This is a genomic window from Streptomyces pacificus, assembly GCF_011766325.1.
Classification (GTDB): Bacteria; Actinomycetota; Actinomycetes; order Streptomycetales; family Streptomycetaceae; genus Streptomyces; species Streptomyces pacificus.
In genome coordinates this window covers 19,367-41,771 of the sequence record NZ_BLLG01000022.1, presented here as the reverse complement: position 1 = coordinate 41,771, position 22,405 = coordinate 19,367, and the positions used below count along the sequence as shown (strand labels likewise).

The 22,405-nt window shown below is 72.9% G+C and carries 18 protein-coding genes, 1 tRNA gene and 1 pseudogene; 13 read left to right on the top strand and 7 right to left on the bottom strand.

Annotation, left to right across the window (positions count from 1 at the left end):
* Positions 1-266 precede the first annotated feature (266 nt).
* The 3 genes from SCWH03_RS25250 (at position 267) to SCWH03_RS25240 (ending at position 3,371) form a co-directional block, all read left to right on the top strand.
* A complete protein-coding gene (locus SCWH03_RS25250; RefSeq protein WP_173266825.1) occupies positions 267-2,426 on the top strand; it encodes a phage holin family protein in 2,160 nt (719 codons plus the stop codon).
* Positions 2,427-2,732: 306 nt separating this feature from the next.
* The gene (locus tag SCWH03_RS25245) at positions 2,733-3,077 is read left to right on the top strand and encodes a hypothetical protein (RefSeq protein WP_173266739.1); all 345 of its coding nucleotides are present in this window, start codon (positions 2,733-2,735) and stop codon (positions 3,075-3,077) included.
* 135 nt (positions 3,078-3,212) lie between these two features.
* Positions 3,213-3,371 carry a hypothetical protein gene (locus SCWH03_RS25240; RefSeq protein ID WP_173266737.1) on the top strand — a complete coding sequence of 53 codons (159 nt, stop codon included), beginning with the start codon at positions 3,213-3,215 and terminating at the stop codon, positions 3,369-3,371.
* A 531-nt stretch (positions 3,372-3,902) separates the two neighbouring features.
* Here the strand turns inward: SCWH03_RS25240 and SCWH03_RS25235 are convergent.
* A complete protein-coding gene (locus SCWH03_RS25235; RefSeq protein WP_173266735.1) occupies positions 3,903-4,757 on the bottom strand; it encodes a helix-turn-helix domain-containing protein in 855 nt (284 codons plus the stop codon).
* Between the two features lie 48 nt (positions 4,758-4,805).
* On the opposite strand from SCWH03_RS25235, the gene SCWH03_RS25230 reads away from it, so the two are divergent.
* Together SCWH03_RS25230 and SCWH03_RS25225 are read left to right on the top strand one after the other, a co-directional pair.
* A complete protein-coding gene (locus SCWH03_RS25230) occupies positions 4,806-5,111 on the top strand; it encodes a 4a-hydroxytetrahydrobiopterin dehydratase (RefSeq protein WP_173266733.1) in 306 nt (101 codons plus the stop codon).
* A 443-nt stretch (positions 5,112-5,554) separates the two neighbouring features.
* On the top strand, positions 5,555-6,499 hold the full coding sequence (locus tag SCWH03_RS25225; RefSeq protein ID WP_173266731.1) for a class I SAM-dependent methyltransferase: 945 nt from the start codon (positions 5,555-5,557) through the stop codon (positions 6,497-6,499).
* Positions 6,500-6,662: 163 nt separating this feature from the next.
* Here the strand turns inward: SCWH03_RS25225 and SCWH03_RS25220 are convergent, their stop codons facing one another.
* The 5 genes from SCWH03_RS25220 to fdhD all read right to left on the bottom strand — a co-directional run bounded on the left by SCWH03_RS25220 (position 6,663) and on the right by fdhD (position 11,763).
* Positions 6,663-7,709: a YeiH family protein gene (locus tag SCWH03_RS25220; protein WP_173266729.1), complete on the bottom strand. Its 1,047-nt coding sequence runs from the start codon at positions 7,707-7,709 to the stop codon at positions 6,663-6,665.
* Complete coding sequence (locus SCWH03_RS25215; RefSeq protein WP_173266728.1) at positions 7,706-8,314, bottom strand: cysteine dioxygenase family protein; 609 nt, start codon at positions 8,312-8,314, stop codon at positions 7,706-7,708. The genes SCWH03_RS25220 and SCWH03_RS25215 overlap by 4 nt, the downstream gene beginning before the upstream one ends.
* Before the next feature lie 223 nt (positions 8,315-8,537).
* The gene (locus tag SCWH03_RS25210) at positions 8,538-9,443 is read right to left on the bottom strand and encodes a LysR family transcriptional regulator (protein WP_173266726.1); all 906 of its coding nucleotides are present in this window, start codon (positions 9,441-9,443) and stop codon (positions 8,538-8,540) included.
* Between the two features lie 257 nt (positions 9,444-9,700).
* On the bottom strand, positions 9,701-10,537 hold the full coding sequence (locus SCWH03_RS25205) for an aldo/keto reductase (RefSeq protein WP_173266724.1): 837 nt from the start codon (positions 10,535-10,537) through the stop codon (positions 9,701-9,703).
* Between the two features lie 386 nt (positions 10,538-10,923).
* Positions 10,924-11,763, bottom strand: coding sequence for a formate dehydrogenase accessory sulfurtransferase FdhD (gene fdhD / locus SCWH03_RS25200; RefSeq protein WP_173266722.1), 840 nt, complete (start codon positions 11,761-11,763; stop codon positions 10,924-10,926).
* A gap of 379 nt (positions 11,764-12,142) precedes the next feature.
* Between fdhD and SCWH03_RS25195 the strand changes: the two genes are divergently transcribed.
* From SCWH03_RS25195 to SCWH03_RS25185, 3 genes are all read left to right on the top strand, one after another.
* Complete coding sequence (locus SCWH03_RS25195; protein WP_173266720.1) at positions 12,143-13,087, top strand: beta-ketoacyl-ACP synthase III; 945 nt, start codon at positions 12,143-12,145, stop codon at positions 13,085-13,087.
* Positions 13,088-13,453: 366 nt separating this feature from the next.
* Positions 13,454-16,006, top strand: coding sequence for a SpoIIE family protein phosphatase (locus tag SCWH03_RS25190; protein ID WP_308788886.1), 2,553 nt, complete (start codon positions 13,454-13,456; stop codon positions 16,004-16,006).
* 313 nt (positions 16,007-16,319) lie between these two features.
* Complete coding sequence (locus SCWH03_RS25185; RefSeq protein ID WP_173266717.1) at positions 16,320-16,619, top strand: antibiotic biosynthesis monooxygenase; 300 nt, start codon at positions 16,320-16,322, stop codon at positions 16,617-16,619.
* A gap of 159 nt (positions 16,620-16,778) precedes the next feature.
* On the opposite strand, the gene SCWH03_RS25180 is transcribed toward SCWH03_RS25185, so the two are convergent.
* Complete coding sequence (locus SCWH03_RS25180; RefSeq protein WP_173266715.1) at positions 16,779-18,086, bottom strand: DUF2254 domain-containing protein; 1,308 nt, start codon at positions 18,084-18,086, stop codon at positions 16,779-16,781.
* Positions 18,087-18,297: 211 nt separating this feature from the next.
* Between SCWH03_RS25180 and SCWH03_RS25175 the strand changes: the two genes are divergently transcribed.
* The 5 genes and pseudogenes from SCWH03_RS25175 (at position 18,298) to SCWH03_RS25155 (ending at position 22,325) form a co-directional block, all read left to right on the top strand.
* Positions 18,298-18,385 (top strand) — tRNA-Leu (locus SCWH03_RS25175).
* 377 nt (positions 18,386-18,762) lie between these two features.
* Entirely contained in the window at positions 18,763-19,062 is a 300-nt protein-coding gene (locus SCWH03_RS25170) for a hypothetical protein (protein WP_173266713.1), read from the top strand.
* A gap of 99 nt (positions 19,063-19,161) precedes the next feature.
* Positions 19,162-20,166, top strand: a complete 1,005-nt coding sequence (locus tag SCWH03_RS25165) for a transposase (RefSeq protein ID WP_173266711.1) — start codon at positions 19,162-19,164, stop codon at positions 20,164-20,166.
* Positions 20,167-20,231: 65 nt separating this feature from the next.
* Entirely contained in the window at positions 20,232-20,723 is a 492-nt protein-coding gene (locus tag SCWH03_RS25160; RefSeq protein WP_173266709.1) for a winged-helix domain-containing protein, read from the top strand.
* Between the two features lie 65 nt (positions 20,724-20,788).
* A pseudogene (locus SCWH03_RS25155) lies at positions 20,789-22,325 on the top strand (ISKra4 family transposase).
* Positions 22,326-22,405: the final 80 nt, after the last annotated feature.

The following is a 22,405-nucleotide window of genomic DNA, read 5'->3' as shown; positions in this document are numbered from 1 at the left end:
CGGCGCCCGCCTGCCGATCCCGATCCCGACTGCCGATCCCGATCCCGGCCCAGCTCCGGCGCCGATCCCCGCGCTCGGCCGGGGTCGTGTTGGCAGCGGCAGCGGCAGCGGCAGCGACCTTCGGCCGTGGCCGTGCGGGAGAGTGAGAGTGAGAGCGGGACGCTTGGCGCGGGAGTCGGGGAGGTACCCGAGACCGGACGGCCGGTCCGCGTGACACGCTGGACGCAGGAGAGCCGAGAGAGGTGACGTGCGTGGTCCTGCCGCGGGTGGGTGAGGGGTGGCGCTGGAGGTCCGCCGGGGGAGCGCTGCTGAGAGTGGCCGTGGTGTGGGCGGTGTCCACCCTGACGCTGCTCGCACTCGCGGGGATCCTGCCCGACTTCCGGCTCCGCTCGGACAACAGCGAGAGCATCACCTGGACCGCCGTCACCGCGGCCTGGGGAGCGGGCGCGTTCGGCCTGCTCAGCGCCCTGGTCTGGCCCCTGGTCGTCCGCGCGTTCCTGCTCGTGCCGGCGCTGGTGCTCGGCCTGCTGGTGTTCTTCCTGAACGGCTCCCTGCTGCTGCTCGCCCTCAGACTCATCCCCGACGGGAGCGGTGCTGCCGCGCCCGAGACCGCGGTGGTCGTCGCCGCCGTGATGTCGGCCGTCGCCTCGGCCACCTCCACCGCGCTGGCGGTTCGCGACGACAACGCCTACCGCCGGCGGCTGTCCCGCCTGGCCACCCGCAGGCGCCGCAGAGGCGGCCGGCCGGCGGACGGCGACGCGCCGCCCGCGACGGTGTTCCTGCAACTCGATGGCGTGGGTCACACCGTGCTCGTCCAGGCCGTGAAGGACGGGCTGATGCCGACCGTCGCGGGCTGGCTCGAGGACTCGCACCGCCTCACCCGCTGGCATACCGACTGGTCCAGCCAGACGGGCGCAAGCCAACTCGGCATCCTGCACGGTTCGAACCACGATGTGCCGGCCTTCCGCTGGTACGAGAAGGACAGCGGCCGGATCATGGTCAGCAGCCGGCCCGCGAGCGCCGTCGAGCTCCAGCGCCGCGCCGTTTTGCGGACCGGGGACGCCGGGCTCCTCAGCCTTGACGGGGCCAGCCGGGGGAACCTCTTCACGGGAGGTGCCGAGCAGCTCGCACTGGTCCTGTCCGCTGCCGCCCGCCGCGGTCGCGCCAACCGCTCCAGAGCCGGCTATTTCGCCTACTTCTCCGACCCCGCCAACGCCGTCAGGACCGCGGTGTCGTTCGTCGCGGAGGTCGGCCGAGAGATCGGGCAGTCCGTCCGCTCCCGGGTGCGCGGCGACCGGCCGCGCACCCGCCGCGGTGGGCTGTACCCCTTCATCCGGGCCTTCGCGACCGTCGTCGAGCGGGATGTGGTGGTGGCGGCCGTGATGGGCGACATGCTGGCCGGGCGCACCGCCGTCTACGCCGACCTCGTCGCCTACGACGAGGTGGCGCACCATTCAGGACCGCACAGCCGAGACGCCGCCCAGGTCCTCAAACGGATCGACCGTGCCGTCGCCCTGATCGCGAAGGTCGCCGAGCACGCGCCCCGCACCTACCGGATCGTCCTCCTCTCCGACCACGGCCAGAGCCCTGGTGAGACCTTCGAGGACGCCTACGGGCTGACCCTGAAGGACCTCGTCCGGGCCGGCTGCGGTCTGCCCGTCTCCCGCCGCGCGGGACGTACCAGGAGCGGCGCGGAGGCCCGGGACGCCGCCCGGCACGCGCTGCTCGGCGCACTGCACCGGCCGGTGGGCGAGGACGAGGCCGAGGAACGGCCCTCGCCCGGCCCGGAGCCGATCGTCCTCGCCTCGGGGAACCTCGGCCTCATCTCCTTCCCCGACCTCCCGGGCAGGCTCAGCCGCGAGGAGATCGACGGCCGCCACCCGGCACTTCTGCGGACCCTCGCCGGGCATCCCGGCATCGGCTTCCTCCTGGTGCGCAGTGAGCGGCACGGCTCGGTGGTGCTCGGCCGGGACGGTGACGCGACCGTCGAGCTGCCGCTGGCCGGCCTCGACGGGTCGGGCCCACTCGCGGTGTTCGGGCCGGGCGCGGCCGATGCGGTACGGCGCACCGACGCGTTTCCGCACGCCGCCGACATCATGGTCAACTCGATGTACGACCCGGACACCGGCCGGGTACACGCCTTCGAGGCGCAGATCGGTTCGCACGGCGGGCTCGGCGGAGAGCAGTCCCACGCCTTTCTGCTGTCGCCGCTCGAACTGACGGAGCCCGTCCCCGGGGGCGGGGAGCCCGTGGGCGCCGAACAGGTGCACACCGTGCTGAAGCGCTGGCTGGACGAGTCCCGGTGCAGGGGCGAGCCCTTCGGTCCGCAGGTGCCGCTGCGTCGGGTGGAGAGTCCCGCGTATCCGGGCGGTCGGGACGAAGCCCTCCCGGTCGTGGGGTCCGACCTGCCGGACGGGCGGGACTGATCCGGCAGGGTGCACGACCGTCTTCACCCCGGGGCGTTCCGCTCCTGTCCGCAGGCGCGCCCGCGTACGCGTGGCGCTGCTCGCCCGGCGGCCCGGCGGCCCGGCGGCCCGGCGGGTGGTCGGGTGGTCGGGGTGGGGGAGTGGGTCTTCCGGACGGCGGACAGGGCGGAGGCCGGGTCGCCCGGACGGCGGACAGGGGGAGGAGCCCGGTCGCCTGAGCGTAGTCCGATCGGGCGGATTCCGGGCGCGGGCGGCGCGTCGGCGCCGGAACACGGGCACAGCTGGCATGTCCAGGAGGTTGTGCCCGTGAACCGACCCGTGCGCTGTGCCGACCGCGTCGTGCTCGCCGTCCTGATGGCGCTCGTCGCCGTCCTCGGGGTCCGGGAAGGCACCGCGGCGGCCGGCCCGGCCGGCCCGGAGCGCGCACCGGCCTCCGTACCCGCAGATCCGGCGGGAGAGGCACCGCAGGACACCTCCGTCTCGGACCAGTCCCCGCCCGCCCGGGCGGAGAGACGGCCCGCACGGGCTTGCGCACCGGCCGAGGACGGCACGGCGGGTGGCGAGAGCGTCCGTCCACCCGCCCGCGCCGCCGCCGAATCCGCCGCTCCACCTCCGCCTCCCGCCACGAGGTCCGTGGTCCTGCGCTGCTGACGACCCGTACGTGGACGCGCATCTCGCCGTGTGCAGCCCGCACGGCCGCCCACCCCAGGTGGGTTCGGCCCAGGTGAGTTCGCCTCATATGCGCCCGATCCATGTGAATCCCCCGTCAAGCGCAAGGAGAAGACCATGCCCATCGACCCCCTCGCCGCAGTGAACGCCCTCATCCGTGCCGAGGTCGTCCGCACCGGTCCGGACGATCACCACGCACCCGGAGCGGCCGCACCGGAACCCGAACCCCCCGAGTCCGGTCCCTGTGGCGACAACGGAGCCCAGGACGCCCACTGACCCGGCCCCAGCCGGGCACGGTGGCCGGCCCGCCCCGTGCCCGGCACCCGGGGGCACCGCGGGGTCCATGCCGGTGTCCGCCCCGCGGACCGTTCCGGGGGCACGGCGCCGTACCGCTGGGCCCGTCGCCGCCCACCGTCATGACCTACCGGGTAATCGACCCCCGCGCGGCGCCCGGGCATCGTGGGTGCACCGGGTACCGGGCGGCGCACTCCGCCCGGTACCCGGGCCGGACCCGTGCCCGCGCACACGGTCGGGACGCCGGATCCGTGCCCGCGCACACGGTCGGGACGCCGGACCCGTGCCCGCGCACACGGTCGGGACGCCGGACCCGTGCCCGCGCACACGGTCGGGACGTTGACCGCGGTGCCCGTGCCCGCGGGCTCGCTCACGACGTCGAACTCGCCCGTGTCCCCTGCCCTGTCTGCGCCCTCGACCTCGACGGAGGCTGATCCACCATGTCCCAGGCCCTGCTCGCCGGCCTCGCCCGCACCACCGACCCGCGGGAGGCGCCGCGCTGCACGGCCCGGCTCATGGCGTGAGCGACTGCAGATAGGCCACCGTCGCGGGGTCGGCTGGCAGCAGCGTCTCGATGGCCAGCTCCGCGACGGTCACGTCCATCGGTGTGTTGAATGTGGAGATCGACGAGACGAACGACAACTCCCTGCCGTCGTGCTCGATCCGCAGCGGCAGGGCGAGGTACGCGTGCGGTGCGCCCGCCCAGCCCTCCCCGCCGGGTCGTCCCCTGTCCGGTCCCTCCGCCGGGGTCCCCGCCCCCGCCCCTCGCGGAGAGCACTCCGGCGGATACGCGGCGACCTCGTCGTACAGCTCCCTCAGCTCCCGCGAGCGGACGAGGGCGATCTGGCGCTCCATCCGGGCCAGCAGATGCCCGCGCCACTCGCCCAGATTGCGGATGCGCGGGGCGAGACCCTCCGGGTGCAGGGTGATCCGCATCGCGTTCAGCGGCGGTCTGAGCAGTTGCTCCGGCAGGCCCTCCAGGAGCATCGTGATGCCCCGGTTCGCCGCCATGACCGTGTACGTGCCGTCGACCACGAGCGCCGGATACGGTTCGTAGCCGCCCAGCAGCCGATCCACCCCCGCCCGCAGCGAGTCCATCGCCGGGGCGTCGAGCGGTGTCTGCGCGAACCTGGGAGCGTAACCGGCCGCCAGCAGGAGCGCGTTCCGGTCCCGTACCGGCACGTCCAGCTGTTCGGCGAGCCGCAGGATCATCTCCTCACTCGGCCGCGACCTGCCCGTTTCGACAAAGCTGATGTGCCGGGCGGAGGAGCCGGCGCGCAGCGCCAGTTCGAGCTGACTCAGCCTGCGCCGTTCCCGCCAGCCGCGCAGTAGTGGCCCTATTCCCGTGTCGGACGCGACAGTTGTCATGACGGAACCGTAACGTCACCGGCACACACATCCGGAGGGAGCTCGCCCATGCCCGCAGAGCCACTGCCGCAGAAGGAGATCGAGGACCGGCTGCGCGAACTGCCCGGCTGGTCCCAGGAAGGCGACCGGATCGCCCGTACCTACCGCCTCGGCGGCCACTTCGCGGCCACCGCGCTGGTCGTCCACATCGCCCGGATCCAGGAGGAGCTCGACCACCACTCCGATCTGCTTCTCGGGTACAGCACGGTCGACCTGACGGTGAACACGCACTCAGCGGGTGGCGCGATCACCGAACGCGACTTCGCACTCGCCCACCGGGTCGAAGGCGTCGCCGCGAGCCACGGCGCGAGCTGACCGTGCCGCACCCCGCGTGCCTGCCCATGCCGGAACCACCGGTCCCGGCCGCGGCACCCGGTCCGGCCGCACCCGGGAGGCGGTGGCGCTCCGGTGCGCGGGGACGGACACCGCTTCCCGGGCGGCGGTGCTCTGCGCCGCCCAGCGGCGGCGGCGCGAGCACAGGCGGATGTCCCACCTTGTGCCCGACCTGTCCCGGTCCGGAAGCCGGTGCCGTGCACCGAGCCCGGTACAGCGCCGGAGCCGGTACGCGGCACCGTGCCGGAGCCGGTCCGTGACACGGCGCCCGAGCCGACCGGAGCCGGCGCAGGAACCCGGGCAGCCGGATCGCGCAGGTGTGCTCGCTGTCCCCCGGCCCGGCGGGCCGGGCCGCACGGGGCGTCGATTTGCCGGAACAGCAAGCAGACTTCCCATCGCCCGGCCGCCGCGCGCACCCTGACGCCATGAACTCTCACGAGCACACGACCCCCGCCGACCACCGACCCGCGGACGGCCACGCCCAGCAGTCCGCTCACACCGGCCACGGCCGCCACTCCGGCGACACGGCGCACATCGACTGGGAGGAGTTCGCCGCGCTGCTCGAACGCGAGGCCGCACTCAACCTCCCGCTGTACGGGCAGGTCGCGCACTGGGTGAGGGAGCAACTCCCCGGCGGGGCCGTTCGTCGGGTCCTGGACATCGGCAGCGGCCCCGGAGCGGTCAGCTGCCTGCTGGCCGAGGTCTTCCCACAGGCCGAGGTCGTCGCGGTAGATGCCACCCCCGCCCTGCTCGAGCTGGCCAGGGCGCGCGCCGACCGCGCCGGCCTCGCCGACCGGGTCGCCACCCGCCTCGCCGAACTCCCGCACGGAATCGCCGAACTGGGCCCGGCGGACCTCGTGTGGGCGAGCGGTTCCCTGCACCATGTGGGCGACCAGCGTGCCGCGCTCGCCGGACTCGCCGGGCTGCTCCGCCCCGGCGGGCTGCTCGCACTCCTCGAGGGCGGACTGCCGGCCCGCCACCTGCCGCGCGACTTCGGCATCGGAAGGCCCGGCCTGGAGAGCCGCCTCGAGGCCGCCACGGCCGCCTGGTTCGCCGAGATGCGTGCGGCCCTCCCCGGCGCGCGGGCGGAGGTCGAGGACTGGCGCGCCCTGCTCGCCGCCGCCGGACTCACGCCGACCCTCACCCGCAGCTTCCTCCTCGATCTGCCGGCCCCGGTCACCGGCACCGTGCGCGAGGGGCTGGTCTCCGGCCTCTCCTGGCAGCGAAGGTCCCTGGAAGGACGGCTGGACGCGGACGACGCCGCCGTACTCGACCGGCTGCTGGACCCGGACGACGAGGAGGGCCTGATGCGCCGCCCGGACTGCTTCATGCTGGCGGCCCGCACCGTGCACACGGCACGGCGCGGATAGCGGACAGCAGCCGGTCCGTGCCGGTCCGTGCCGGTCCATGCCGGTGGGCGCCGGTGAGTGCCGGCGGGCGTCGGTGGGTTGACGGTGGGTGCCGGTCGGCGGCTGGCCGGCACGGGTCGGCACGGGTCGGCGCCGTGCCGGGCGGCGGGCATCTCCCCGCGGATCAGGTGGTGAGCAGCACCCCGCCGTACGCCGCCGTCGCGATCAGCACCCAGGCGGTGAGCCCGAGCAGGGCCACCCGCGGGCCGGTACGGGTCAGGGACGGCAGATGGACCGCGCTGCCGAGGCCGAACAGCGCGCCGGCCAGGAGCAGTTCCTGGGCTGTGCCGGCTGCGGCGAGGACCTGGGCGGGCACCAGCCCCGTGCTGCGCAGCACCACCAGCGCGAGGAAGCCCGCGACGAACAGGGGGACGAGCGGAGGCCGCGGGGAGCCCGCCGTGTCGCGGCCGCGGCGCCGGGCCGCCACGACGAGCACGGCGGCCAGCGGTGCCAGCAGCGCCACCCGGAGAAGTTTCACCAGGACGGCCTCGCCGAGCGCCGCTGGTCCGGCAGTCTGGGCGGTGGCCACCACCTGTCCCACGTCGTGGACGCCGGCACCCACCCACCGCCCGAACTCGGCGCCGCTGAGGCCCAGCGGTCCATGCAGCAACGGCAGGACGGCGATGGCGAGGGTGCCGCAGAGCGTCACCAGCGCGACGGACGTGACCACGTCCTCCTCGTCGCTGTTCTGCACCGAGCCCACGGCCCCTATGGCGGAGGCCCCGCAGATGGAGTAGCCAGCGGCGATCAGCAGCGGTTGGTCACCGGGCAGCCCCAGCCGCCGCCCGAGCCACCAGGTGCCGCCGAAGGCGGCGGCGACCACGGCCGGCACCATCACGACCGTCGCCCACCCGAGACCGAGCACGTCCACGAGGCTCAGCTTGAGACCGAGCAGCACGATCCCGGCCCGCATCAGGCGCTTCGCGGCAAGCGACAGGCCGCTGCGGCAGCTGCCGCGTACCCGCTCGGCAAGCCACGGAGTGTGTGCGGCGGCCACACCCAGCACAACGGCGGCGGTGAGCATCGGGAGGCCGGGCACGGCACGGTGTGCCAGCCAGGCCGCCGGCACCCCGGCGGCGGCGAGGATCAGCCCGGGCACGGGCCCGGTGGGGCCCGCGGGCCTCTTGCCGGTGGTGGCGCGCCCGGAGCCGGAGCCCGTGAGGGCCGTCACCGGTCGGCGGGCAGGTCGTAGACGCGCCGGACGCTGGTGCCCAGGCGGGCGATGTCGGCGCCGTAGACGTGCAGGGACACGGCCTCGCCGGTACCGGCGTTGCGGACGAGGTGGATGTCGCCCGGCGGGGCGAACGCTGCGACAGTCCCTGCGGGGTTCACCACGTCCTCCGTGGCGACCAGCCGCGCGGTCATGCCGTGCGGGACCAGTCGGTAGCGCCGCTCGTGCTCCTCGCCCCGGTGCACACCCGTCACGCACCACGACACGTGGTCGTGCACGGGCGTGCTCTGGCCGGGCAGCCAGACCAGGGCCACCAGGGAGAAGCTGCCGTCGTGCTCGGCGTGCAGGACGTGCTGGCGGTAGTGGGCGGAGTCGCCCTCGCACTGCCCTGCGGTGAGCAGATCGGGTCTGCCGAGGTGCGGGAGGAGTTTCTCCGCGACCATGGAGGCCGTGGGCTCGGGAGGGAGGCCGCGGTTCACGGTCTCCCGTATCTCCGCCACCAGGGAGCGGAGCCGCGAGGTCGCGGGGGTGGCGGTGGTGGCGGTGGTCGTAGCGTGGGAGGGGGTTGCGGGGGTCGCGGGGGTGGCCGGGTGCGCAGTCGTCATCTCCGCAGCGTCCGGCCGTCGACCAGGGGCGTAAAGGCACGATCGCTTGCGGGGTCCTCAACGGTCCCTTATGGACGGGGTGATGGCGCCGGCCGCTCCGGCCGGGTCCGGCTCGGACCGAGGGGGCCCGTCCCGGAGCGAGGACGGGAGCCGGTACGTGAGCGAGGACCGGAGGAGGGCCACCCGCGAGGGCCGGACGCCGGAGCCGGACGGCCTCCGGGGCTCAGCAGCCGACGCGGCGCTGGGCCACCGCGACGAGACGGCCGAGCACCAGCGCGACGGCGGGGACGCGCAACTGCTCCCGGAGCACGTAGGCGCCGACCCGGCGGCGGGTGTGCGGTTCCACGATCCGCCCCGTGACCTTGCCGTGGCACAGGAACGACAGCACCAACTGCGGCACCATGGCGATGCCCACCCCCGACGCCACGAGGCTCTGCATCACCAGGTTGTCGTCCGTGGTGCAGGCGATGTCCGGTGCGAACCCCTCCTCGGCACAGGCGTGCACGAAATTGGCCCGGCAGCGCAGGCACCCGGCTATCCAGCGCTCGCCGGCGAGATCCGCCAGCCGCACGGCCCGCCGCCTTGCCAGCGGATGCCCGGAGGGCAGCAACACCGTCAGCGGGTCCTCAAGCAGCGGTTCGGCGGCGAGCTCCTCCGGCACCTCGGCGGCGTGGCCGGGGTAGCTGAAGGACAGGGCGATGTCGCAGTCGCCTCGCGTGACCAGCCTCAGCGACTCGGGTGGTTCACTCTCCGTCAGCTCGATCCGGATGCCCGGATACTCGGCCGCGACGGACGCCATCATCGCCGGGATCAGCGTCGCACAGGCGCTGGGGAACGCGCTCACGCGCACCCTTCCGGCGCGCAGCCGCGCGATGGCGTCGATCTGCTGCTGCGCCGCCGCCAGGCTGTCGAGGATCGTGCCGGCGTGCCGGGTCAGCGCCTCACCGGCCTCGGTGAGCCTGATGCCGCGGCCGATCCGGGTGAACAGGGGAGTGCCCACGTCCCGCTCCAGCGCCTTCATCTGCTGGCTGACGGCAGGCTGCGTATAGCCGAGCGAGCGGGCGGCTGCCGAGTACGAGCCGGTTCTGACCACCTCGTGGAAAGTCCTGATGTACCGGGAATCGAACACGGCAGAAGCATAAGCAGAATTTGGGGAGGCAGAGGTGAACACCGGCCGCCCCGAGCGGGGTTGGGACGACCCACGGGCGGGTCGCGCCCCCGGCCGGAACGCGGTTGAACCGGGCACTGCGGGCGCCGGGCACTCACGGCGATGTCCGGTGCGGCGGTGTCCGGTGCGGCGGTGTGCGGAGGCCGGCGCGGCGGCGCGGCCGCCGTGAAGCGGCCGCGCCCACCGGGTCGGTCCGGATCGCGCGCGGTGCCGGTGCGTCAGGCGCCCATGTGGAACGACGCCGGATCGGGACCCAGACGCCGGCCCTCGTCCAGAGCCGAGAACGCCGCGAGGTCGTCCTCGTCCAGCTCGAAGCCGAAGATGTCGAGGTTCTCCCGGATCCGCGAGGGCGTCACGGACTTGGGGATCACGACGTTGCCGAGCTGCACGTGCCAGCGGAGCACGACCTGCGCCGGGGTCTTTCCGTGCTTCTGCGCGATCGCGACGATCGTCGGAACCTCCAGCAGCCCGCTGCCCGAACCCAACGGCGACCAGGCCTCGGTGGCGATGCCGTGCTTGGCGTGGAAGGCCCGCGACTCCGCCTGCTGCAACTGCGGGTGCAACTCGATCTGGTTCACCGCGGGGACGACCGAGGTCTCCTCGATCAGCCGCTCCAGGTGCTCGGGAAGGAAGTTCGACACGCCGACGGCCCGCGCGCGGCCGTCGGCGTGGACGGCCTCCAGCGCCTTGTAGGTGTCCACGTACGTGTCCCGGGTCGGCATCGGCCAGTGGATCAGGTACAGGTCCACATAGTCCAGGCCGAGCCGCGTGAGGGAGGCGTCGAAGGCGCGGAGTGCAGCGTCGTAGCCCTGGTCGCTGTTCCAGAGCTTGGTGGTGACGAACAACTCCTCGCGGGGGATCCCGGAGGCCGCGAGGGCCTGTCCGGTGCCTCTCTCGTTCTCGTACACGGTCGCCGTGTCGACGCTGCGGTAGCCGGCCTCCAGGGCCGTGCCGACGACCTTCGCCGCCTCGTCGTCCGACACCTGCCACACGCCGAAGCCTATCTGCGGCATGGCGATGCCGTTGTTGAGGGTGATGGAGGGGACCTTGCTCACGAGCGATCGATCCTTACGTCGTCCGGGTGTTGCTTCCATGGTGAACGATCGGCCCGGCGGACGCATTTCCGGTGGCGGAACGGCCCCCCGCTCCGGCCAGCTCCCGCCGCGGGACGGGACGGAACCACTGCCGGGCGGACCTGCCCCGACTGTACTGCACAGGGCTGAACGTGGTAGATGAACGTGAACGCAAGGCGGGCCGGTCCCGCCCCAGGCACCAGGGGACTCGGCCCGGGACACCGGGGTGCCGGCGCCCCGCACGCTTGCCGGACCTCCCACTCCGGCTCCGGGTCGCGCACCGGGTGCTCGGTGGCGGTGGGATGCCGGACGCCGGGTGCTCGGTGCGGGGCGATCGCGGCCGGGGCCGGGTCGGGCAGGGAGGGCTCTCACACCTCCGAGCGGAGGGCGATCCGTTCCTCGCCCGCGTACACGTTCATGTCCGGCCCGCGGAGAAAGCCGACCAGGGTCAGCCCGGTCTCGACCGCGAGGTCGACGGCCAGCGAGGACGGTGCGGAGACCGCGGCCAGTACCGGAATCCCCGCCATCACCGCCTTCTGCGCCAGCTCGAACGACGCCCGCCCCGACACCAGCAGGATCACCCGCGACAGCGGCAGCAGGTCCTCGCGCACCGCGCGGCCGATCAGCTTGTCCACGGCGTTGTGCCGGCCGACGTCCTCGCACACGTCGAGCAGCTCGCCCTCCTCCGAGAACAGTGCCGCGGCGTGCAGGCCGCCCGTGCGGTCGAAGACCCGCTGCGCGGCGCGGAGCCGGTCGGGGAGGCAGGAGAGCAAATCGGGGCCGATCCGGACGGGGGGAGTGTCGGCGACGGCGAAGCGGGTGCCGGTGCGTACCGCGTCGAGACTGGCCTTGCCGCACAGTCCGCACGATGACGTGGTGTACACGTTGCGCTCGAGCGTGATGTCGGGGACGGGGACACCGGGCGCGAGACGCACGTCGACGACGTTGTACGTGTTGGTGCCGTCGTCCCGGGCGCCGGAGCAGTACACGATCGACCGCAGTTCCGACGCCGAGCCGATGACCCCTTCGCTGACCAGGAAGCCCGCCGCGAGTGCGAAGTCGTCGCCCGGCGTGCGCATGGTGATCGCCAGCGGACGACCGTTCAGCCGGATCTCCAGCGGCTCCTCGGCGACCAGCGTGTCCGGCCGGGCGGTGGCCGCTCCGTCCCTGATCCGGAGGGTGCGGCGGCGTTCGGTGACGCGTCCCATGGTGATCAGCCCCGACTCTGTGCGTGGGAACGTGCGCGGGTACGGCACACGGCCTCGGGCGGGTGCGGCGAGGCGTGCTCGACGATGTCATGTCCAGCATGTTCCACCGCGTGCGGTGCGTGTGGTGCGTGTGGTATGGGCGCTGGCTCCTGTGCCGTCCGGGCGCCTGTGCTGTCCGGGCGCCGCGGTCCCGTCCGGACGCGGCCCCGGCCATGGGACGTTCTTCGTTCTCCGGGGGGTGAGCGTGGACCGGGGCGCCGACTGGGTGGAGCCTCCAACACGAGCGGGTGAATCCTGTCGGTTCGGCCGCCCTCCTACCGGCCGGTCGCTGACGAGACTGGAGGGCTCCTGATCTCGAAACGAAGGGGGTGCCCGGGCAATGACCGGCACTCGTATCGCCGCGCTCGGGCACCACCGGCCCGCCCGGGTACTCACCAACGACGACCTGGCGCGGATCGTCGACACCAGCGACGAGTGGATCACCAGCAGGGTGGGCATCCGGACGCGCCATATCGCGGGCCCCGACGAACCGGTCGACGAACTGGCCGCCCACGCCGCCGGCAAGGCGCTGGCCGCGGCGGGGCTCATCCCCGGCGACATCGATCTCGTCCTCGTGGCCACCTCGACGGCGACCGACCGCTCCCCGAACACCGCGGCCCGAGTGGCCGCCAGGCTCCAGATGGCCTCCCCGGCGGTCATGGACCTCAACGTCGTCTGCGCGGGCTTTACCCACGCTCTTGCCACGGCCGACCACGCGATCCGGGCCGGTTCCTCCGTCCGCGCCCTCGTCATCGGCGCCGACAAGATGTCCGCCGTCGCCGACTGGACCGACCGCACCACCTGCGTCCTGGTCGGCGACGGGGCCGGGGCCGCGATCGTCGAGGCGTGCGACGAGCGCGATGCGGGAATCGGCCCGGTGCTGTGGGGGTCGGTCCCGGAGATGGGACAGGCGGTGAGGATCGAGGGCACCCCGCCCCGGTTCGCCCAGGAGGGCCAGTCCGTCTACCGCTGGGCGACCACCCGGCTCCCGTCCATCGCACGCGGGGTCTGCGAACGGGCGTCGGTCGCGCCCGAGGACCTCGCGGCCGTGGTGCTGCACCAGGCGAACCTGCGGATCATCGAGCCCGTCGCGGAGCGGATCGGTGCGGTGAACGCCGTCGTGGCCCGTGACGTCGTGGAGTCCGGGAACACATCGGCCGCCTCGATTCCCATGGCCCTGTCCCGGCTCGTCGAACGCGGCGACGTCACGTCCGGGGCGCCGGTGCTCCTCTTCGGGTTCGGCGGCAACCTCTCGTACGCCGGGCAGGTCGTCCGCTGCCCGTGAGCGGACGCCCGCGTCTGTTGCGGGCCCCGGCCGATCCCGGGTGGGGTGCGGCCGGGTCCCGGGAGAGGCGGCGTACCGGGTGCGGTGGCCCCTGTCCCGCTGGTTTGGTGTCCCGGTGTGCCGCGTCCGCGTCTGCGCCCGGGCACGCTGCGCCCGACTGTGCGTCGCGTCCTGTCCGGGCACCCTGCCGGTCCCTCCCGTCCCTCCCATCCGTCCTTTCCGTCCTGTCTGCCCGCCCCGCCCCGTCCCGTCCTGCCCCCACGCCACCGCTCGTCTCGCGCGCCCCTGCCGCCGCCGATGAGCGCAGCCCCGCCACCGCGCGGCCGGAGGTGCGCATCCCCGCGTCCCTGTCGCATCCTTGTGTATGTGACCTGGTACGGCGCGGCCAGGCCCGGCACGCGCACGGAGCGCGGGTCGCAGCGCGAGACGAGCGGTGGCGCGGTCCACCCCCTGGACGAACTCGGACTGGTGCTCGCCGAGGCCGCGGTTCACTCGATCGGCGCGGTAGGGGGCCATGCCGGCGGGGTCTATCTGCGGTCGGAGACGCCGGGGCTGCTGCGCCTCGCCGTGGCCGTCGGGCTCCCCGCCGAACTGCTGCGCCCATGGTGGCGGATGCACATCAACAGGCCCTTCCCCGTGGCGGAGTGCTACCGCCGCTCCCAGGCGATCCACCTGGCCGACGGCGAGGAGGCCATGCAGCGCTTCCCGCAGCTGATGGCGGGTCTGCCGTTCTCACTGAGCTCCCTGTACGCACCGGTCACCAGCGGTGACGAGCGCTTCGGTGTCCTCGCGACGCTGCGCCCCGCCACCTCCGGAGGGCCGGTCGCCGAAGTCGACCGGCGGCGATTCAGCCACGAGGGAAGTCGGCTCGCCGCCGCCCTCGGCGAACTCCACCACGACGGCACTCCCGTCCGCTGGGACAAGGAGCCCCTCGCCGTCCAGGTGCCCGAGGCAGACGCCCGCCCCGTGCGTGTCGGCACCTTCGACTGGGATCTGGGGAGCGGAGCGCTGAGTGCCGACGTGGAACTCTGCGCCATCCTCGGTGTCGAGGCCGCCGCCTTCCCCGGCACCATCGAAACGCTCACCGCCCATGTCGCGCCCGAGGACGCCTACCAGCTGCACGCCGTGGCCAGGGAGGCGGGCCGGACCGGCCGCGCCGTGGTGCGCCGGATCCGGATGCGCCGGGACGGTGAACCGCCGTGCCTGGTGGAGCTGACCGGCCGTCCGGTCCGTTCGTCCCCCGGCACGGCGGCGCGCCGCGTCACCGGGTCCGTCATGGACCTCGGCTCCGGAGCGGTCTTCGGGGAGGCCGGTGACCGGCTACCCCAGGGGCTCTTCTCCCTCGACCTGTCCTGCCGCATCACTGACGTCAACCGCAGCGCGGCGGAACTGATCGGGACGCCCCGCGACCTGCTCGTCGGCCGGGTGCTGTGGGAGGCAGTGCCCTGGCTCGACCGCGCCGGCTACGGGGACCAGTACCGTGCGGCGCTGCTGGCACGCGCCCCCGTCCGGTTCCGGGCCGACCGCGGGCAGGACGGCGGGGTCACTGTCTCCCTCTTCCCGGGCCGGAAAGGGGTGACGGGGACGGTCGCGTCGGCTGAACGCACCGACCACACAACCGGTGCGATCGGCTTCCCCGGGGCCGCATCGGGCACCTTCGCCTCGGCCGCCGACCGGTCCAGCGCCCTGTACCGGCCGGTCGCCCTCGCCATCGCCCTCACCGAGGCCGTCACCGCCCGCCAGGTCTCGGAGGTCGTCACCGAGGAACTGCTGCCGGCGTTCGGCGGCCGGCAGCTGGCCATCTACGTCCTCCGCGAGCGCCATCTCCACCTCGCCTGGGAGACCGGCTTCCCGGCGGGTTTCCTCGCGCCCTTCGAGGGGGTCGGGCTCGATGCCCGGATCCCCGGCGTGGAAACCCTGACCAGCGGCCGCCCCATCTTCTTCGAGTCGATGGACATGCTCGCATCCGCCTATCCCGGGCTCGCGATCGACGCATCCGTCGGCGCTCGCGCCTTCCTGCCGCTGATCGCCTCCGGCCGGCCCGTGGGCTCCTGCATCCTCGGCTTCGACCACCCGCGCGGATTCGCACCCGAGGAGCGCACCGCCCTCACCGCCCTCGCCGGGCTCATCGCCCAGGCCCTCGAACGCGCCCAGCGCTACGACAGCGAGTTCGCGCTCGCCAGGGGCCTCCAGGACGCGCTGCTGCCGCACCGGCTGCCCGTGGTCGCAGCCGTGGAGACCGTCGGCCGCTATCTGCCCGGCACCCAGGGCCTGGACGTGGGCGGCGACTGGTACGACGTCATCGAGACCGATCGCGGCCTCGCCCTGGTCATCGGCGACGTCCAGGGGCACGGGGTGCCCGCCGCCGCCATCATGGGCCAGCTGCGCAGCGCGGTACGGGCCTTCGCCCTCGACGACCGGGAGCCCGAAGAGGTGATGAGCGGCACCAACCGGCTTCTGATCGACCTCGACCCGGCACAGCTCGCCACCTGCTGCTACGTACTCCTCGACCCGGACGGCGGCACCGCCCAGGCCGTGCGGGCCGGCCATCCCCAGCCGCTGCTGCGCAGGCCCGACGGTGCGACCGAAGTGCTCGACCTGCCCGGCGGGCTGATGCTCGGCGTCGCCTCGCAGGAAAGGTACCCGGTATCCGAACTCACCCTGGAGCCCGGTGCGGTGCTGGCGCTCTTCACCGACGGGCTGATCGAGGAAGCCGGTGCCGACATCGACGCCGGTGTCGAACGGCTGCGTACCACCCTCGGTGGGGTCGGCGGCATCACGATCGCCGAGACCGCCGACCGGCTGATCCGGGAGGCGCGCCAGGCCACGGACCGGCCGGACGACATCGCGCTGCTCCTCACCGCCCGCTGGCCGGGCCGGGAGGCCGACCGCATCCTGGCGGGCCCCGGCCGGTGGTGACGGGGTCCCGCGGCTCCCCGGCCTGCGTTGCCACGGGGGCGGGGGTCCCCACCCGGCCGGGGACCCCGCCCGGCCACTGCGCCGGCCTGCGCCCCGGCCACCGTCCTGGCCCCACCCCGGCCCACTCGGGGCCCCGCCCCTGCCCGCATGCCCGGGTCCGCATGCCCGGGCCCCCGGGGTGGGGCGCGGGGTGGGCGCGGTCGTCGGAGGCGAGACCGGGCGGGCCGTGGCGTGCGGGCGGGCGGAGGAGGGGGCAGCCTGGTCCTGGGGCTGCCGACCGCCCGGCCACGGCCGCGGAGGAAGGGAAGCTGCGATGTTTGCGAGACTGAGCAGGTACGAGGGGTCGCCGGTGCCGCCCGAGGGTGATCTGTCCGCGCACGCGGAGACGGCCGTCCAGCAGGTCCGGGGACTTCCCGGCTTCCTCGGGGTGTACTGGCTCGTCGACCGGGCCACGGGGAACGCCGTCTCGCTGACCTTGTGGGAGGACGAGGAGGCCATGAAGGCGAGCGAGCAGAAGGCCGACCGGATCCGCGTGGAAACGGCCCGCAGGGAGGGCCAGCAGATCGTCTCCGTCGATCGCTACGAAGTCGGCTTCGGCCACGTGGAGACCTGACGGCAGCACCACCCGCCAGCGTCCGTCAGACGCGACCGCTCGGGCTGTTGCACGGTGGCGGCCCCCACTCCCGTGCCCGGCTCAACGGCCAGGCGGACGGGCCCAGCTCCAGGGTCGCGGTCGATGACAACCGGCTGTCCGGGGCGGGAGCCGCGCCGGTCAGCCGATGCCCTGGCGGTCGGGCCGCAGCGCGAACGCGCGCTCGGCCGCCTCGGGCAGTGCCCGCTCCACGGCCTGCACCAGCAGCTCCCGGTGCCGTACCAGTGGTGTGCGCCGCTCGTCCGGCACCAGCCGCAGCAGGTCGTCGATGCCCGCCAGCATGCGCCGGGACACCTGCGGGCTCGCCGGGGCGCACCTGCGGATCTCGGTGAGGCCGAGGTCGACCAGGTCGGTCCAGCCGGGGACGTCCTGCACCAGTCGAACCACGCCCTTGCGGTCCCGGTGGTGCACCGCGCCCAGAGGGCGTGCGGCGACCGCGGCGAGGAACTCGACGATCCGGTCGAGGCACTGCACGGCGGTGGTCGGGTCGTTGACGGCGGGGGAGAGCGCACGCAGCGCGATGTCGGACAGCTGCCGCAGCCCGAACCCCAGGTCCTGGTGGAAGGTGCGCTCGATCCCGATCGACACGCTGTACCGCAGCGCCGACCGTGCGGGCACGCGCGATCCGTGCACCGCGAGCACGGGTGTCCCGGGCACCACATGATCCCCGATCCGGGGGATGAGCCGCAGCACCACACCGTTCCGCCGCGCGACGCGCACCAGCCGCGGGATATACACGTCCCGGAGGACTCCGGCGTCTCCCTGGTGGCTGATGCGGGCGATCTCGGGGGCGAGCGGCACCGCGTCGGGCGCCTGGTCCGGCATCCTCGCCAGACCCCCGAGGGACTCCTTGTTGATCCGCTCGACGACCGGCCCGATCTTCATCAGCTGCAGGGTCTGCGTGACGTAGGCGATGAACAGCACCAGGCTGAGCCCGACCATGGCAACGGTCAGCGCGCTCTGCACGAGCGGTACGGTCATCACCTCGCGCGGGTCCGCCTCACTGTCGTACGAGGTGAGGACCAGCAGTGACAGCAGGAACGTCGCCAGGAACACCGAGAAGGTGAGCTTGCTGATCCTGCTCCGGATGAAGATCCGGACGATACGGGGGGTGAGGTTCCCCGCGGCCATCTGCACGGCGACCAGCGAGATGCTGAAGACGACACCGATGAAGGTCATCATCGCCGCGCTGACAGTGGTGATGATGGTGCGGGTGTCCTCGGCGATGCCCATGAGGTCGGTGACGCCCTGGACGTCCCCGTTCTGCCGCATTGTCTCCACGATCGCGGTGTCGACGCTGTCGGCGGCGAGCCAGAGCAGGCAGACGAGCACCAGGGACGCGGTGGGCGCGAACCAGAAGGTGTCGCGCAGATGCTCCCGCAGCGGCGAGAGCGCGCGCGGCCTGCGATGGCGAAGTTCACGGCGCACGCCGCGAGGCTAGCCGACCGGCGACCCTCAGCACTCATACGGTCACTTTCCGTGTTCCAGGTCTGGGCGGGCCGTGCGAGTCGCCCGCGGGGGGTCCGCCCCCGCCGGGGACCGCACTGACCATGGGAAACGTGGTTCTGGGGACCTTCGATCCCCTGGTAGAGTGGTCCATGTCGCCGCGGGGAACACGCCGGGGCCGACACAGCACCTGGTCCGGGTGGCGGAATGGCAGACGCGCTAGCTTGAGGTGCTAGTGCCCTTTATCGGGCGTGGGGGTTCAAGTCCCCCCTCGGACACCAGCTGAGACCCCACTTCACGTGGGGTTTTCTGCTTTCCAGGGCTGTGGCGTGACCAACCACGTGACCAACAGCCTGGAGATTCCCCAGGTCAGACCGGGGATGACAGGCCGAGTCGGCCAGCACCGGAGGCGGCCAGTCGGCGCGCTCCGTCCTTACGAGAGTGGCCGTACCTGGCCATGGTGTAGCCCGGCGAGTGGTGCCGGACGTTGGCAGAGACCTCTACGGGGTTCTCTCCTGCCTCCAGGTCGTTCGTGACCTTGCTGTGCCTCCAGTCGTGAATCCGGAAGTCCTCCGGGCCCTCCCGGTCAGTCTGTGGTGAGACACCCGGCATACCGGGTGTCTCACCACAGACTGACCGGGAGGGGGTTCTCCCGTATATGGGAGCGACCGCAGCGGAGGTCAAGGCACTGCCCGGAATCGTCGTGACCGAAGAGCGGCAGGGGGTCGGCCGTCCGGCCGTTGTGTTCTCGCTCGCCCACGACGGTGACCGTGACGCAGAGTGCATGAAACCGCAGGTGGCTGCGGCCGGCCAGCGGGCAGAAACGGACGGGAATGGAGCCAAGGTGGTTTCGATGGACGCCTACCGCCCGGAGCCGAAGCAGGTCCCGGAGCCTGCGCCCGAACCGAAGCGCTCGGAACCGCTCGCCGACTCCAACCCCTTCCGCGCACTGCTCTAAGCTTGAGATGAAACCTGTGGCCTCACTCAGGGGGTCGTTCGAGTACCCCACATGAGGAAACGCCGGACACGGCGACGGCCGCGCCGTGATCCTCGGGTTGTGAGACCAACGAAGACCGGCGCGACCGCCGTTCCCAGTCTGCCCGATCGTGACGCCCGCGACGCGGCCTTGCGTGAACTCAAGGAGTTCCGTGTCGACTTCCGTGCCTGCCTCACCCGCTGGGGCGACGAGCTCTTCGAGGCGGTCGATGCCGTGCTGTGCGCCGACGGCCCGGTGCGCGACCTCGCCGGGCTCAGCCTCGTGCCCGAGCATTCCCGCTCCCACGGATCCGTGCAGCGTACCGTCAACGATGGGAAGATCGACCTCGACCGCCTGAACTGGTCCTTCGCCCTGCGTGACCTCCCGCGTGGTCCCGGCGGCGGCATCGTCCTGGCCGTCGACGTGACCCTGTGGCCGCGCCCCGACGCGAACACCAGCGACCAACGCACCTTCTGTCACACCTACGGACGCGCCGAGGGCACCCACGAAATGATCCCCGGCTGGGCCTACTCGATCGTCGCCGCCCTGACCGGCGGACCCACCTCCTGGACCGCCCCGCTCGACGCCTACCGCCTGCGCCCCGGCGACCACGTCCAGCAACGTACCGCCCACCAGCTGCGCGAGGTCGTCACGAAGATCGTGGCCCTGGGACGCTGGCGCGAGGGCGACGAGCCGATCCGGATCGTCGCCGACCGCGGATACGACGGCCCCTACCTCGCCCACCAACTCGCCGATCTGCCCGTTGAGGTGTGTGTCCGCATGCGCGGCGACCGCGTTCTCTACCGCGACCCACCCGCGCAAGGCGGCGTGGGCCCCAAGGGCGGCCGGCCCCGACGCCACGGCAGCAGATTCGAGTTCCACACCCCGGACACCTGGGGACGTCCCCTGCACGAGAGGACACACGAACTCGACACCTACGGCCATGTGCGGGTCCGATGCTTTGAGCGGCTGCACGTCAAGCTCAATCGGCAGACGGTCTGGGAGCATCACCCCGAACCCGAACGGGTGCGGCTCGGTTTGAGGGACGGTGATCGTGAGGAGTTTGGCGTCCCGGTGGTCCGGTAAGTCGCTGGGTGGTGCGGAGGTTGGGCCCGGCGTGGTTGTGTCGGCGGCATCGCCGGGAGGGGCGCGTGGAGCAGGATCTGCTGGCGCTGCTGAAGCAGCACGAGGAGGCGGCCCGGCAGCGGGTGGAAGAGCTGCGATCCGAGCTGAACGAGCAGATCGCTGCCGCCGAGGAGTCGCTGTCCGATCTGATGGTCACCCAGGTGGCCCTCGCCCGTGTGCTCGCCGAACGCGACGCGGACGAAGGGGAGTTCGAACGGGTGCCCGCACAGGATGCGGATTCGGACGATCTGTCCGGCTCCCTGCCGCCGGTCGTGCGTATCACGACCGGCGAGATGCCCGCGGAGGGCGACTGGCCTGTTCTGGCCCTGCTGGCCAGCGCGGATACGCCGCTGCGGGCGAAGGAGATCTGTGAGCGGCTGGAGGAGGCGGCCGATCACCGGCACGTCGAGACGCTGCGGATGCGGCTGAAGCGCATGGTGCGCCGCGGGTGGCCGGCCGAGCCGTCCAGGGGCCTGTTCACGCTGGCCGACGGCGTTCGCGCACCCGATCGACCCTGACAAGGCGGGCTCTTCCCCGCGTCGTGCCTGGTGACAAGCCCGCACCGACGATAGGGAAGAGCCCGATGCCAGCCTATGGCCCCGCCGTGCCCGCCGGGGCGTTTCCCGCCGCCCGCGCCGCCTTCGAGCAGCTGCTCGCCGGCCTGTCCGACCGCGAGGACGCCTCTCACGCCGAGGTGGAGGAGTTCATCACCACGCGCGGCCGCGAGGCGCACCGCCCGATGCTGCAGGAGTGGCCGGAGCAGCGCGCGCAGCGCGAGGAGCGCCTGCCGCAGGTCGCCGGATCCGACCAGGTGGTGCGGCGCGCCGCCGAGGCGGGCCACAAGCGGCTGCTGTCCACGCAGTTCGGCACCGTGGAGGTGGAACGGATCGCCTACCGCGCCAGGGGAGCGGCCAACCCATACCCCACCGACGCGGATCTGGACCGATCTGGACCTGCCCGCCGCACTGCACTCCCACGTTCTGAAGAAGCTCGCCGCCGTCGAGGCGGTGCGCGGCTCGTTCGAGGCGGCGGTCGCCGCGATCGAGCGGACCACCGGTACGCACATGGGCAAGCGGCAGGTCGAGCAGCTGGTCCAGCGCGCCGCGGCGGACGTGGACGACTTCTACGCATACGCACGCAGCTCCGGCTCCGGCTCCGGCTCCGAGGAGATGCTGCTGGTGCTCTCGGCGGACAGCAAGGGGATTGTCATGCGCCCGGAGGCGCTGCGCGAGGAGACCAGGCGGGCCGCCGCGAAGAAGGCCGCATCCGGGGGCGGGCCGTTCGCCACCCGCCTGGCCGGCGGGGAGAAGAACGGGCGCAAACGGATGGCGACCGTCGGCGCGGTCTACGACCTCGCGCCGATGCCGCGTGAACCCGGCGATGTGATCAGAGGTGGCGACAACACCGATCGCACGGATCGCCCCGAACGCTCCAGGGCGCGGGCGAAGTGGCTGACCGCCTCTGTCGAGCGCGACGCCGAGCAGGTCATCGGCACGGTGTTCGACGAGGCCGAGCGCCGCGGTCCTGACCGGGAGCGGGAGTGGGTGATGCTGGTCGACGGCGCCCGCCACCAGCTGGACCTGATCCATGATCAGTGCGACGTCCGGGGCACGGAGGTGCGCATCCTCATCGACTTCGTCCATGTGATCGAGTACCTCTGGGGCGCGGCCTGGTGCTTCTTCGCCAGGACCGACCCGGCTGCGGAGGCATGGGTTGGCCAGACTGCGCTCCGCGTGCTGGGCGGCGAGGCCGCTCAGGTCACCGACGCGCTCGAAGCACAGGCGGATGCGGAGGAACTGGACGACCAGCGCCGTTCCGGAGTGGACAAGGCGGTCGGCTACCTGCGCGCGAAACTGCCCTACCTCGGCTGCGACATCGCTCTCGCCGAGGGCTGGCCGATCGCGACAGGCGTGATCGAGGGGGCGTGCCGGCACCTGATCAAGGACCGGATGGACATCACCGGCGCCCGCTGGGGCCTGGCCGGGGCCGAGGCCGTCCTCAAGCTCCGCGCGGTGATCAGCAACGGCGACTTCGAGGAGTACTGGGAGTATCACACGCAGCGCGAGCACCTGCGGGTTCACGCGATCCGCTACCGCGACGGCCTCACTCTCGCGGCGTGATCACCGTCCTTCAAACCGAGCCGCACCCATCCCTGATCCACGGGCTTCGCATATAGAAGGGCTCAAGGAGGCAAACACCG

Coding starts and splice junctions, on each gene's coding strand:
- SCWH03_RS25230 (WP_173266733.1), top strand. CDS start 4,806: ATGCCCGCAGAGCCACTGCCGCAGAAGGAGATCGAGGACCGGCTGCGC.
- SCWH03_RS25235 (WP_173266735.1), bottom strand. CDS start 4,757: ATGACAACTGTCGCGTCCGACACGGGAATAGGGCCACTACTGCGCGGC.
- SCWH03_RS25195 (WP_173266720.1), top strand. CDS start 12,143: ATGACCGGCACTCGTATCGCCGCGCTCGGGCACCACCGGCCCGCCCGG.
- SCWH03_RS25215 (WP_173266728.1), bottom strand. CDS start 8,314: ATGACGACTGCGCACCCGGCCACCCCCGCGACCCCCGCAACCCCCTCC.
- SCWH03_RS25185 (WP_173266717.1), top strand. CDS start 16,320: ATGTTTGCGAGACTGAGCAGGTACGAGGGGTCGCCGGTGCCGCCCGAG.
- SCWH03_RS25225 (WP_173266731.1), top strand. CDS start 5,555: ATGAACTCTCACGAGCACACGACCCCCGCCGACCACCGACCCGCGGAC.
- fdhD (WP_173266722.1), bottom strand. CDS start 11,763: ATGGGACGCGTCACCGAACGCCGCCGCACCCTCCGGATCAGGGACGGA.
- SCWH03_RS25170 (WP_173266713.1), top strand. CDS start 18,763: ATGGGAGCGACCGCAGCGGAGGTCAAGGCACTGCCCGGAATCGTCGTG.
- SCWH03_RS25240 (WP_173266737.1), top strand. CDS start 3,213: ATGCCCATCGACCCCCTCGCCGCAGTGAACGCCCTCATCCGTGCCGAG.